Here is a 12904-nt window from a genome sequence, read left to right as displayed (position 1 = left end):
ATGTATCTTTGGCTAAATTGGGTGGCACCGCCGAGTTGTTCGGTCCCTTTTATAGAGGGAACGGATGGCTCTTTTTTAATTCAAAGAATAAAGGAGAATTGTCATGGCAAAGGACAAGAAATTAGTAGAAGCAATCACATCCATGGATGTGGACTTCGCCCAGTGGTACACGGATGTAGTAAAAAAAGCAGAATTGATTGATTATTCCAGCGTAAAGGGCTGTATGGTCATTAAGCCTGCAGGCTATGCCATTTGGGAAAACATTCAGAGCGAGCTGGACCGCAGATTTAAGGAAACAGGCGTTGAAAATGTCTACATGCCCATGTTTATTCCAGAAAGTCTTCTCGAGAAGGAAAAAGACCACGTGGAAGGCTTTGCACCGGAGGTTGCCTGGGTCACTCATGGCGGACTGGAGCCCCTTCAGGAGCGCCTTTGTGTCAGACCTACCTCAGAGACCTTATTCTGTGATTTCTATTCCAGAGAGATCCAGTCCTATCGTGACTTACCTAAATTATATAATCAGTGGTGCTCCGTAGTCCGCTGGGAAAAGACGACCAGACCATTTTTACGCTCCAGAGAGTTCTTATGGCAGGAAGGCCATACCGCACATGCCACAGCGAAAGAAGCAGAGGCAAGAACCGAGCAGATGCTTAACTTATACGCAGATTTCTGCGAAGAAGTTCTTGCAATGCCCGTAATCAGAGGCCAGAAGACCGAGAAAGAGAAATTCGCAGGTGCTGAGGCAACTTACACCATTGAAGCCCTCATGCATGACGGAAAGGCACTTCAGTCCGGAACCAGCCATAACTTTGGAGACGGATTTGCCAAAGCCTTTGAGATTCAGTATTCCGATAAAGAAAATAAGTTAAGCTACGTACATCAGACCTCCTGGGGCTTAAGTACCAGATTAATCGGCGGTATCATCATGGTACACGGCGATGATAACGGTCTTGTCCTCCCTCCAAGAATTGCTCCGGTTCAGGTGATTATCGTTCCGGTTCAGCAGCAGAAGGAAGGCGTTCTTGATAAGGCATTAGAATTAAAAGGCATGCTTTCTAATTACAGAGTGAAAGTAGATGACAGCGACAAGAGCCCGGGCTGGAAGTTCAGCGAATCTGAGATGAGGGGTATCCCCATTCGTGTGGAAATCGGACCGAGAGATATGGAACAGAATCAGGCAGTCTTAGTACGCCGTGATACCCATGAAAAGATGACCGTATCCATTGATGAACTGGATGAAGAGGTAGGAAAGCTCCTTACCGCTATCCAGAAGGATATGTTTGAGCGGGCAAAACGCCACAGAGATGAACATACCAGTGAAGCCATTACTATGGAGGCCTTTACAAAAACCGTAGAAGAAAAGCCTGGCTTTGTAAAGGCTATGTGGTGCGGCAATCAGGAATGTGAAGATAAAATCAAGGAATTAACAGGAGCAACTTCCCGTTGTATGCCATTTAACCAGGAAAAACTCAGCGATACCTGTATCTGCTGCGGAAAGCCTGCGGTTAAGATGGTTTACTGGGGAAGAGCGTATTAATCTTATATAGGAACAAGGAAAAGGAGAGCGTGATGAAGATTTTAGTGCCCCAGGCTGCAGGGAACATCATAGAACAACTGAATGCCCATGGATTTGAAGCGTATGTGGTAGGCGGGTGTGTCAGAGACAGTCTGCTCAATCGGACCCCTGAAGACTGGGACATCACAACCTCCGCAAAGCCGGAGCAGGTAAAGGATATATTTCCAAGGACCGTTGACACTGGAATTCAGCACGGGACGGTTACAGTGCTTTGTGACAAGACTGGGTATGAAGTAACCACCTACCGCATTGACGGAGAATATGAGGATGGACGCCATCCAAAATCTGTGGAGTTTACAAGAAATCTGGAAGAGGATTTAAAACGGCGCGATTTCACAATTAATGCCATGGCATACAGTGACCGGGATGGTCTGGTGGATATCTTTGACGGGCAAAAGGATTTGGAGCAGGGTATCATCCGGTGTGTAGGCAATGCAAGGGACCGGTTCACTGAGGATGCCCTGAGGATTTTAAGGGCTGTACGGTTTTCCGCCCAGCTTGGCTTTTCCATCGAAGAGGAGACGAGAAAAGCAATCACTGTGATTGCTCCCAATATGGCAAAGGTCAGTAAGGAGCGGATTCAGGTGGAGCTTTCCAAGCTGCTGGTATCAAAGCATCCGGAAACAATTGTTAAAGTAAATGAATGCGGAATCTCTCCTTATATATCAGGTGTGTTTCACCAGGCTTTAAAAACACTTTCCGGTGAGGAGAACCTGGTACGGCTCCCAGACAAGAAGCATATGCGCTGGGCTGGGATTTTGAGGCATCAGAAGCCGGAAATAGCAGTAGAGATATTAAGGGATTTAAAGCTGGATAATGACACCATCAGCCAGGTTAAGACCTTAGTCGCCCTCTGGGATCAGGAGATACCGGAAGATAAGCCTGCCATCCGAAAGGTGATGAGCGGACTGACTCCGGAGCTCTTTCAAGATCTCCTTTATTTTCAAAATATATTCGGAAGAAAACCTTATTTAGAAAGTCTTAAAAAGGTGGAAGAATTCGCCAATGAAATCATAAGGGACAAGGACTGCATCCGATTAAAGGACATGGCAGTGACCGGCAGGGAGCTGATAGCAGCAGGCAGGAAGCCAGGACCCGAGATTGGAGAGGTTTTAGACGCTCTGTTTGAAGAAGTCTTAAAGAATCCAGAACATAATAAAAAAGATACCCTCATGAATCTGGCTGAAATGTTATGAAAAACGGGCTGCTGGCCCGCATAACTTTCAGCCAGATTTTGCATATTTTTTCCTGCCCATTCATACCCTAGAAGTAGCTGATGAGCTAAGAGTTGGAGGGGTGGTTGTGAACGAGAAATACACAGAGGTGCTTTCGCAGTATGAGCTTGAAGTTCTTGATGTAAAGCGCGGCCGGGGCGCCTGGTTGTGTGAAACGAATCAGGGTCTGAAACTGCTTCGGGAATATAAAGGAACTTTAAAGCGCCTGGAATTTGAAGATCAGGTATTTTCACAGATGGAAGAAGCCGGCCATTTGAACGTGGATCGTTACGTCAGGAATAAGGAAGGGGAACTCCTCTCCGTCGCTGAGGACGGTACAAGGTGGATTGTAAAGGACTGGTATGCGGACCGGGAATGCAACTTAAAGGACAGCAAGGAAGTACTGTGTGCCATTGAACAGATAGCCTGCCTACATAAAATTCTAAGAGGGATTGAATTTAAGGAGGAATGGAACTTAGGTTCCATTTTAGTGCAGCAGCCGGCAGAGGAAATGGAGCGTCACAACAAAGAACTGGTAAGGGCCCGTTCCTTTATCCGGAATAAGAGAAAAAAATCGGAATTCGAACTTTGCGTGATGGGTAATTATGATACCTTTTATGAACAGGCTATGGAGGCCTGTATCGGAATGGCAGGCTTTTTGGAGAACCGGGAGATAAGAGAGGAGTACTTATGCCACGGGGATCTAAACCAGCATCACATTTTAATGTGTGCCCATAATGTCGCAATTGTAGAATTTAACCGTATGCATAAAGGGATGCAGATGGAAGATCTGTATCATTTTATGCGCAAAGCCATGGAAAAACATGACTGGAACTTAAAGCTTGGAATGGCAATGCTTGATGCTTATTCTGATATCCTTCCTCTTTCGGATGCAGACAGGACCTGCCTTTACTATTTATTCTTATACCCGGAAAAATACTGGAAGCAGATTAACTTCTATTATAATGCCAACAAGGCCTGGATACCGGCAAGAAACATTGAAAAACTGAAGGATCTTGAGATTCAGCAGTCGGTAAGGAACTCATTTCTGTCAAGAATAAAATAGCACAATCCGCTTTTCTTTTGTTATGTTATGTTTTATAATAGCCATAACAGGAATGGAGAGAAGGGAGTAATTTGCTATGAAAGATTACAGGAGCATTTTTGAAGAATGGCTTTTGAATCCATATTTTGATGAGGCCACCAAAAAGGAACTTCGGGAAATCCAGGAAGATGACAATGAGATCAAGGAACGCTTTTATCAGGATCTTGAATTCGGGACTGCCGGCTTAAGAGGAATCATCGGAGCAGGCATCAACCGAATGAACATATACGTTGTAAGAAGAGCCACACAGGGGCTTGCAAATTATATTATAAAACAGGGCGGCGCCCACAAAGGCGTAGCCATCGCATATGACTCCAGGCATATGTCTCCGGAGTTCGCAGAGGAAGCTGCACTAACATTAGCTGCCAATGGTATCAAGGCATACAAATTTGAATCTCTGCGACCGACACCGGAGCTTTCTTTTGCCGTAAGGGAATTAGGCTGTATCGCTGGTATTAATGTAACGGCCAGCCATAACCCGCCGGATTATAATGGATACAAGGTTTATTGGGAGGATGGCGCCCAGTTCACGCCCCCACATGACAAAGGGGTAACAGAGGAGGTCTTAGGCATTACAGACCTTTCCACTGTGAAGACTACCACCAGAGAAGCTGCTGTGGCAGCGGGGAACTATGAGATCATAGGAGCTTCTGTGGATGACAAATACATTGCTCATGTAAAGGCCCAGGTCGTGAACCAGGACGCCATTGACCGTATGCAGGATGAGATCTCCGTTGTCTATACCCCTCTTCATGGGACTGGCAATCTTCCTGTAAGAAGAGCGTTAAAAGAGATTGGCTTTACTCATGTCTATGTGGTTCCGGAGCAGGAATTGCCAGATGGGAATTTCCCTACGGTCAGCTATCCAAACCCGGAGGCAGAGGAAGCCTTTGCCTTGGGACTGGCTCTTGCAAAAGAGAAGAATGCGGATCTGGTTCTGGCAACAGACCCTGACGCAGACCGTCTTGGAGTGTATGTAAAGGATAGTAAAACAGGGTATTATATCCCTCTTACCGGCAATATGTCAGGCTCTCTCCTGTGTGAATACGTGCTCAGCCAGAAAAAGGAACGGGGAGAGATTCCAGGGGATGGACAGGTTGTAAAATCCATCGTTACCACCAATCTGGTGGACGCAGTTGCCAAATCCTATGGCTGTGAGCTCATTGAAGTGCTGACTGGCTTTAAATACATCGGACAGCAGATCTTAAAGAATGAGTCTTCCGGGCACGGAACGTATCTCTTCGGTCTGGAAGAAAGCTATGGCTGTCTCATCGGAACGTATGCCAGAGATAAGGATGCCATTTCCGCTTCCGTGGCTTTGTGCGAGGCAGCTGCCTATTATAAGACAAAGAACATGACTTTATGGGATGCCATGACAGCCATGTATGAAAAATATGGTTATTATAAGGATTCGGTTCAGGCTATTTCCTTAAAGGGAATTGAAGGCCAGGCAAAAATCAGGTCAATCATGGAGACCATGAGAGGAGAGATTCCTCCGATGGTTGGAAGCTACAAGGTACTTTCTGCCAGAGATTATAAGCTAGATACCATTAAGGATATGGCAACTGGTGAGGTGAGACCAACCGGGCTTCCTCAGTCTGATGTTCTCTATTATGATTTATCCGACGATGCATGGCTTTGCGTAAGACCATCAGGAACAGAACCAAAGATTAAGTTCTATTATGGAATCAAGGGTGCTTCGAAGGAAGAAGCAGAGGAAATGTCTAACAATCTGGGAGAGGCTGTTATGGCCATGGTCAACCAGATGCTATAATATGATTCAATTAAAAAAAGTGGGAACGAGATAAAATCGTTCCCACTTTTTATACAATCAGGATTTTTTATATTTCTTAGAATATTCTTTTAATTCCTTTAACGCTTCCCCAAACAGCTTAGAGGAAGCAGTAGGATTCCGGCGAAGGATTCCTTTCCGGTAAAAGTTTAAATATCCACTTAGCTTTTCTTTGGTCTCTGTCAAGGACTGAAGCCGTTCCACCAGAGCGGATTCCTTGATCACACTGGCTGTCTCTGATTTTAAGTTGGTGATCTTCACCAGAGTTTCAGTCTTAAATTCCGATACCTTTTGTGTGGTCTCTGCTTTTAAAAGAGCCATCTGAACCTGAACCTCTTCTAACTCTGCCTTTAGCTTTGTCATAGATTCCAGGATCCGTCCAAGATCCAGTGCTTCCTTCACAGAATGAACGGTATCAATGGTAAATACAATGGAAATCCCTATGACCAGATAGATGGTTACGCTACTATCTAATTTAAGGACCAGCCATTCTAAAGGTCTGTGAACCACCTCAGTCAAAAGAAGCGTTAAAAAGCCCCATGCAATGGAGGTACCCAGACAGACGTAACCATTGATATTAAAAGGGTTGTTGCTGTAATCCCAGTATTTCATCTTAAACAGACGTTCCATCACGTATCCGGTCACGTATTCTAAAAGGGAAGCCCCCGCCATACCAAACAAAAAGACAAGGATTAAATTACCCTTAACAGGGAGAGACAGCCATAGCATAATAATGGCTCCGCTTCCATACAAAGGAAGCATCGGAAGGCGCAAAAATCCACGGTTTACAAAATGAAGACTTCTTACGGAAACATAGGTAGATTCAATGATCCAGCCAATAAAACAATAGATGAAAAAGAACAGCAGCCATTGAGACCAAGAATATACGTACATAAGCGTGACTCCTTTCGATCAATCACTGTATTGGAACTATCATATACGGTTTTGTCCTTTTTTGCAACTGGAAAAAAGTCTTAGAAGAATCAAGGTATTTTACTTGCCTTAATTGCTTCTGTCATGTAGAATTATGATGTTTCGTATTGTATACCCATGAATAAAGGAGTTATATCAATGAGCATATTAAATGTTGAGCATCTCACCCACGGATTTGGAGACAGAGCTATATTTCAGGACGTCTCCTTTCGGCTGTTAAAGGGAGAGCACATTGGACTAATCGGAGCCAATGGTGAGGGTAAATCCACATTTATGAATATCATAACCGGAAAATTACAGCCGGATGAAGGAAAAGTGGAATGGTCAAAGAGAGTCCGGGTCGGATATTTAGATCAGCATACGGTTCTTGAAAAGGGAATGACCATTCGTGAAGTGTTAAAAGGCGCCTTTGCATTCCTGTTCCAGATGGAAGAGCAGATGAATGATATCTGTGATCGCATGGGAGAGGCAGATGAAGAGACCATGAACTCAATGATGGAAGAGCTTGGAACCATTCAGGATCTTCTTATGGCTCATGACTTTTACATCATTGATTCCAAGGTGGAAGAAGTGGCAAGAGCCCTGGGATTAACGGAAATGGGTCTTGATAAAGATGTGACCGAGTTAAGCGGAGGACAGAGAACCAAGGTCCTTCTTGGAAAGCTTCTTCTGGAAAAACCGGATATTCTTCTTCTTGACGAGCCAACCAACTATCTGGATACGGTTCATATCGAATGGCTGAAACGCTACTTACTGGAATATGAGAATGCATTTATCCTGATCTCTCACGATATTCCTTTCTTAAACAGCGTAATCAATATTATTTACCACATGGAAAACCAGAATCTTGACCGCTATGTAGGCGATTATGATAAGTTCCAGGAAGTATATGCAGTAAAACGCTCCCAGCTGGAGGCAGCCTATAAGCGCCAGCAGCAGGAGATCGCAGAGCTTGAAGATTTCGTAGCCCGGAATAAGGCCAGGGTATCCACCAGAAATATGGCGATGTCCCGGCAGAAAAAGCTGGATAAGATGGATGTCATTGAGCTTGCAAGAGAGAAACCAAAGCCGGAATTTCATTTTATGGAAGCAAGGACAGCGGGAAAAGTTATCTTTGAAACAAGTGATATGGTAATTGGATATGATGAGCCATTGTCAAGATCTTTAAATCTCTCTATGGAGCGTGGAGAAAAGGTGGTTTTAGTCGGTGCCAACGGAATTGGAAAGACCACTCTTTTAAAGAGTATTCTTGGTCTTGTTCCGGCTTTAAGCGGAAGCGTTGAGCTTGGTGATTATTTATCCATCGGTTATTTTGAGCAGGAGATGACACCAGGAAATAACACCACCTGCATCGAAGAAATCTGGAAGGAGTTCCCCTCCTATACTCAGTATCAGGTCCGTTCCGCTCTTGCAAAATGTGGACTGACCACAAAGCACATCGAGAGCCAGGTCCGTGTATTAAGCGGTGGAGAGCAGGCTAAGGTGCGTCTATGTAAGCTGTTAAACCGGGAATCTAACGTTCTACTTTTGGACGAGCCGACCAACCATCTTGATGTAGATGCAAAGGATGAATTAAAGCGGGCATTAAAAGAATATAAGGGAAGCATACTTTTAATCTGTCATGAGCCAGAGTTTTACGAGGGTCTTGCAACAAGAGTCATCGACTGTCGGGAATGGGCATTAAGGCTGTCTTAAGGGAGAAGCATCCTATTATAATGGGGTTTGGAAAAAGATAAGAAAAAAATTTCAATAAAAAACAGGACCTGGTTCACAAGGAAAGCCAGGTCCTGTTATCACGTTCTATCAGAAATGATTCAAAAATGTAATCAAATTGTTATTTAGGGGGGCCGGACGGTTTGCACCGTCCGGTATGAGTATGAAAAAGCTTTGTGATTTCAAGTAAGTTACTTGAAACAAAAGGCCCGTTATCCTTTTGGATAACGTATCATAAGTATACAATGAAAATGTGTCGAAAATGTGTACGATACATTAAAAATTAATAAAGATAATAAAAATAAAAAAACCCCTTTAAAAACCTGGGGTTATTGTATATAATAGGGTAGAAAGTGCGACCTAATTTGCGAATTACACATAAATTTGAAGATAAAGGAAACTTTGGGAACAGGATACAGGAATCAGGAGGAAGAATGTTTATGATGTCCAATGATATTGGAATTGACTTAGGAACCGCCAGTATACTGGTGTATATTAAAGGCAAGGGCGTTGTTTTAAAAGAGCCCTCAGTGGTTGCCATTGACCGTGACACCAATAAAATAAAGGCCATTGGAGAAGAAGCCAGACTGATGATCGGTAGAACTCCTGGTAATATCGTTGCTGTCAGACCCCTCCGTCAGGGAGTCATTTCTGATTATACGGTAACTGAAAAGATGCTGAAGTATTTTATCAATAAAGCTGTAGGTAAAAAGACTTTAAGAAAGCCAAGAATCAGCGTCTGTATCCCAAGCGGTGCGACAGAAGTCGAAAAAAAGGCTGTTGAAGATGCAACCTATCAGGCAGGCGCAAGAGAAGTATCGATTATTGAAGAACCGGTAGCAGCAGCTATTGGCGCAGGAATCGACATTTCCAAAGCATGCGGAAACATGATTGTCGATATTGGCGGCGGTACTTCCGACATTGCAGTTATCTCTCTTGGCGGAACGGTGGTAAGCACCTCCATTAAGGTTGCTGGTGATGATTTCGATGAAGCTTTGGTACGCTATATGCGTAAGAAACATAACCTTTTAATCGGTGAGAGAACTGCCGAGGAAATAAAGATTAACATCGGTGCTGCATACCGCAGACCAGAAGTATTGACCATGGAAGTAAGAGGACGTAACCTGGTTACCGGCCTTCCAAAGACCATTGTGGTTACCTCTGATGAGACTCTTGATGCATTAAAGGAGCCGGCAATGCAGATCGTTGATGCGGTTCATAATGTACTGGAGCGCACACCACCGGAGCTTGCAGCAGATATTTTTGACCGCGGAATCGTCCTTACAGGCGGCGGCTCTCTCTTAAGCGGCCTTGATGCTCTCATTGAAGAGAAGACAGGCATCACTACCATGATCGCAGAAGACCCGCTCACAGCAGTAGCCATTGGAACCGGTAAATTTATCGAATTTACCCACGGCGGAGATAATAAAAGAGAATTTTAAACTGAGTACACAACATATAAATTTGACTGCTTTAAAACAGCCCTGGCGGTATCTTATGATTCCGTCAGGGATTGTTTTGGGGCAGTCTGTCTGTGTTTACGGGAGGGATTATGGCAACTGTCTGCGGATTTGTAGAGAGAATTAAATACAGGAACGAAGATAACGGCTATACGGTCTTAAGTCTCGTAAATGAAGGCGAAGAATATACCCTTGTAGGTAATTTTCATTACATAAGCGAGGGGGAGATGGTGGAAGCGGTTGGTGCCATGACCGAGCATCCGGTCTACGGCGAACAGATGACGGTGGAAACCTATGAGATCAAGACACCGGAGGATACCGCTGCCATGGAACGGTATCTGGGGTCCGGGGCCATTAAGGGAGTAGGAGCGGCTTTAGCTGCAAGAATTGTCAAGCGCTTTAAAGCGGATACCTTCCGCATTATGGAGGAGGAGCCGGAGCGGCTTTCTGAGGTCAAGGGAGTCAGCGAAAAGATGGCAATGGCCATTTCCCAGCAGGTGGAGCAGAAAAAGGAGATGCGTCAGGCTATGATGTTTCTCCAGGAGTATGGAATATCCATGAATCTGGCTGCAAAAATCTATCAGGAATACGGCCCCAGACTCTATGGAATTATTAAGGAAAATCCTTACCAGATGGCAGATGATATTCCGGGCGTGGGATTTAAGATGGCAGATGAGATTGCCAGAAAGGTAGGCATTTTCACGGATTCCGATTTCCGGATCAAGTGCGGAGTGCTCTACAGTCTTTTACAGGCCACGTCAAATGGTCACACCTATCTTCCGGAAGAGGAGCTTCTCTGCCAGGCCTCAGAGCTTCTTAAGGTGGATCGCCAGCTGATTGAAAAGCATCTTATGGACATGCAGCTTGATAAACGCCTGGTCATCAGAGAGACTGACGGCAGGCGGGTGGTCTATGCTTCCCAGTATTACTATATGGAACTAAACTCCGCCAAGATGCTTCACGACCTTAATATACGGGGACAGATGCCGGAGGGTGAGATACGGACCAAGCTGTTAAAAATACAGAAGGAAGAGCAGATCGAGCTTGACGAAAAGCAGGTAAAGGCTGTGGTGGAGGCCGTAAACAGCGGTCTTTTAATCATCACCGGAGGACCTGGAACCGGTAAGACCACAACCATTAATACCATAATCCGCTTCTTTGAAAGCGAGGAGATGGAAATCCTTCTGGCAGCGCCTACAGGACGTGCGGCCAAACGAATGACAGAGGCGACCGGCTATGAAGCCAGAACCATTCACAGGCTTTTAGAGCTGTCCGGTGCACCGGGAGATGATCGATCTGCCTCCATGCATTTTGAACGGAACGAGGAAAATCCCCTGGATGCAGATGCAGTTATCATAGACGAAACCTCCATGGTGGATATCCATTTGATGCAGTCCCTCCTAAAGGCAATAAACCCTGGAACCAGACTGATCCTGGTGGGTGACGTAAACCAGCTTCCAAGCGTGGGACCGGGTAATGTGCTTCGGGATATGATAGACTCTGAGTGCTTTAATGTGGTCATGCTGACAAAGATCTTCCGTCAGGCCACCCAGAGCGATATCGTGGTCAATGCCCATAAAATCAATGGGGGAGAGGTCATTCCCTTGGGAAAGAAAAGCAATGATTTCCTTTTCATCAAACGGGAAGACCCCAATACCATTATTAATGCAATGATTACTCTGGTGCAGCAAAAGCTGCCGGATTATGTTCATGCAGACACCTTTGACATCCAGATTATGACCCCTATGAGAAAAGGGGCCATGGGAGTAGAACGGCTTAACACTATTTTACAGGAGTTTTTAAACCCTCCTTCCGAGGACAAGCCACAGAAGGAGACTCCAGGAACCATCTACCGGGTGGGCGATAAGGTCATGCAGATTAAAAATAATTACAACATTGAATGGGAAGTACGGAACAAGTACGGAATTCCTGTGGACAAAGGAACCGGAATCTATAATGGAGATATGGGAATTATCCGGGAGATCAACAGCTTTGCAGAGCTTATTACCGTTGAATTCGACGAGGGAAGGCTGGTAGAATACAGCTACAAGCAGCTGGAAGAGCTGGAGCTTGCTTACGCCATCACCATTCACAAATCCCAGGGAAGTGAGTACCCAGCCGTGGTGATTCCTGTATTTTCAGGCCCCCGGATGCTGATGACCCGAAATTTAATCTATACCGCAGTCACCCGGGCAAAGTCCTGTGTGTGTCTTGTGGGAATCCCTGAGATCTTTCAGGAAATGGTAAATAACGAAACAGAACAGCGCAGATATTCCGGCCTTAAGGACCGGATCTGTGAAATCAATCACCTTTCATGATACTCTTAAGGCAGGAAGGGATCCCTTCCTGCCTGTCTCGCCATTCTTATTTGCAAGGAGAACATTCTGCTATGAATCCTTCTTTTTTTGTCGATCTTCTTTTTCCCAGGCGATGCCCTGTCTGTGATGATATTGTTATGCCAAAAGGCCGGCTCATTTGCCCGGCATGTTTTAAAAAGCTATCCTTTGTCAAAGGTCCTGTATGTAAAAAATGCGGCAAGGAAGTCATGAGTGAAAACATAGAATACTGCTTCGACTGCGTCAGGCACAAACGATCCTTTGATTATGGTCTGGCTCTTCTTAATTATGATGAAACGGCCAAAAGTTCCATGATAAAGATAAAATATAAAAACAGACGGGAGTACCTGGATTTTTATGGGGAAGGCATTGCAGCCCGTTATGAAAAGCAGATACGCCGGATGAATGCCGGTGTATTAGTCCCGATTCCTGTTCACCCTAAAAGAGAAAGAGAACGGGGCTTTAATCAGGCCGAAGTGCTGGCAAATAAGGTGGGGAAAGCCTTAGACCTTCCGGTGGCTTCCGGGATGCTTCTTAGAAATAAAAACACCATGCCTCAAAAGGGCCTGGATCCTAACGAGCGGCTTAAGAATCTGGAGGCGGCCTTTGTGCCTGGAGAAAGAAAACCAGGAATAGAAGGAGCTATATTAATGGATGACATTTATACCACAGGAAGTACCATGGAGGCTTGCACCAGAGCGTTGAAAAAAGCAGGAATTAAGAGGATATATTTCCTCACAATTTGTATTGGACGAGGGTATTAGAATGATGTATG

The 12904-nt window shown here is 44.9% G+C and carries 9 protein-coding genes and 1 other annotated feature (1 of these 10 cut by a window edge); of the genes, 8 read left to right on the top strand and 1 reads right to left on the bottom strand.

The window, feature by feature from the left end; genetic code table 11:
• Positions 1–51 (top strand) — a binding site (T-box leader) (it extends 160 nt beyond the left edge of the window).
• A 52-nt stretch (positions 52–103) separates the two neighbouring features.
• The 4 genes from proS (at position 104) to OW255_RS18815 (ending at position 5669) form a co-directional block, all read left to right on the top strand.
• A complete protein-coding gene (gene proS / locus OW255_RS18830; protein WP_024838249.1) occupies positions 104–1537 on the top strand; it encodes a proline--tRNA ligase in 1434 nt (477 codons plus the stop codon).
• A 32-nt stretch (positions 1538–1569) separates the two neighbouring features.
• The gene (locus OW255_RS18825) at positions 1570–2772 is read left to right on the top strand and encodes a CCA tRNA nucleotidyltransferase (protein WP_024838250.1); all 1203 of its coding nucleotides are present in this window, start codon (positions 1570–1572) and stop codon (positions 2770–2772) included.
• A 106-nt stretch (positions 2773–2878) separates the two neighbouring features.
• The gene (locus tag OW255_RS18820) at positions 2879–3856 is read left to right on the top strand and encodes a protein kinase family protein (RefSeq protein ID WP_024838251.1); all 978 of its coding nucleotides are present in this window, start codon (positions 2879–2881) and stop codon (positions 3854–3856) included.
• A gap of 76 nt (positions 3857–3932) precedes the next feature.
• Positions 3933–5669, top strand: coding sequence for a phospho-sugar mutase (locus tag OW255_RS18815; RefSeq protein ID WP_268114962.1), 1737 nt, complete (start codon positions 3933–3935; stop codon positions 5667–5669).
• Between the two features lie 57 nt (positions 5670–5726).
• Here the strand turns inward: OW255_RS18815 and OW255_RS18810 are convergent, their stop codons facing one another.
• Positions 5727–6581 (bottom strand): putative ABC transporter permease, encoded by an 855-nt coding sequence (locus OW255_RS18810; protein ID WP_024838253.1) that lies wholly within the window; start codon positions 6579–6581, stop codon positions 5727–5729.
• A 177-nt stretch (positions 6582–6758) separates the two neighbouring features.
• Here OW255_RS18810 and OW255_RS18805 point away from each other — a divergent pair, with 177 nt between their 5' ends.
• From OW255_RS18805 to OW255_RS18790, 4 genes are all read left to right on the top strand, one after another.
• Entirely contained in the window at positions 6759–8315 is a 1557-nt protein-coding gene (locus OW255_RS18805; RefSeq protein WP_024838254.1) for an ABC-F family ATP-binding cassette domain-containing protein, read from the top strand.
• A 458-nt stretch (positions 8316–8773) separates the two neighbouring features.
• Positions 8774–9775, top strand: coding sequence for a rod shape-determining protein (gene mreB / locus OW255_RS18800; RefSeq protein ID WP_330371971.1), 1002 nt, complete (start codon positions 8774–8776; stop codon positions 9773–9775).
• 110 nt (positions 9776–9885) lie between these two features.
• The gene (recD2, locus tag OW255_RS18795; RefSeq protein ID WP_024838256.1) at positions 9886–12111 is read left to right on the top strand and encodes an SF1B family DNA helicase RecD2; all 2226 of its coding nucleotides are present in this window, start codon (positions 9886–9888) and stop codon (positions 12109–12111) included.
• A gap of 71 nt (positions 12112–12182) precedes the next feature.
• Positions 12183–12893, top strand: coding sequence for a ComF family protein (locus OW255_RS18790; protein WP_268114961.1), 711 nt, complete (start codon positions 12183–12185; stop codon positions 12891–12893).
• Positions 12894–12904: the final 11 nt, after the last annotated feature.

It is taken from the genome of Lacrimispora xylanolytica, assembly GCF_026723765.1.
GTDB classification, from domain to species: domain Bacteria; phylum Bacillota; class Clostridia; order Lachnospirales; family Lachnospiraceae; genus Lacrimispora; species Lacrimispora xylanolytica.
This window is presented reverse-complemented; position numbering and strand designations above follow the sequence as displayed.

Coding starts and splice junctions, on each gene's coding strand:
- OW255_RS18790 (WP_268114961.1), top strand. CDS start 12,183: ATGAATCCTTCTTTTTTTGTCGATCTTCTTTTTCCCAGGCGATGCCCT.
- mreB (WP_330371971.1), top strand. CDS start 8,774: ATGATGTCCAATGATATTGGAATTGACTTAGGAACCGCCAGTATACTG.
- OW255_RS18825 (WP_024838250.1), top strand. CDS start 1,570: ATGAAGATTTTAGTGCCCCAGGCTGCAGGGAACATCATAGAACAACTG.
- proS (WP_024838249.1), top strand. CDS start 104: ATGGCAAAGGACAAGAAATTAGTAGAAGCAATCACATCCATGGATGTG.
- OW255_RS18815 (WP_268114962.1), top strand. CDS start 3,933: ATGAAAGATTACAGGAGCATTTTTGAAGAATGGCTTTTGAATCCATAT.
- OW255_RS18810 (WP_024838253.1), bottom strand. CDS start 6,581: ATGTACGTATATTCTTGGTCTCAATGGCTGCTGTTCTTTTTCATCTAT.
- OW255_RS18805 (WP_024838254.1), top strand. CDS start 6,759: ATGAGCATATTAAATGTTGAGCATCTCACCCACGGATTTGGAGACAGA.
- recD2 (WP_024838256.1), top strand. CDS start 9,886: ATGGCAACTGTCTGCGGATTTGTAGAGAGAATTAAATACAGGAACGAA.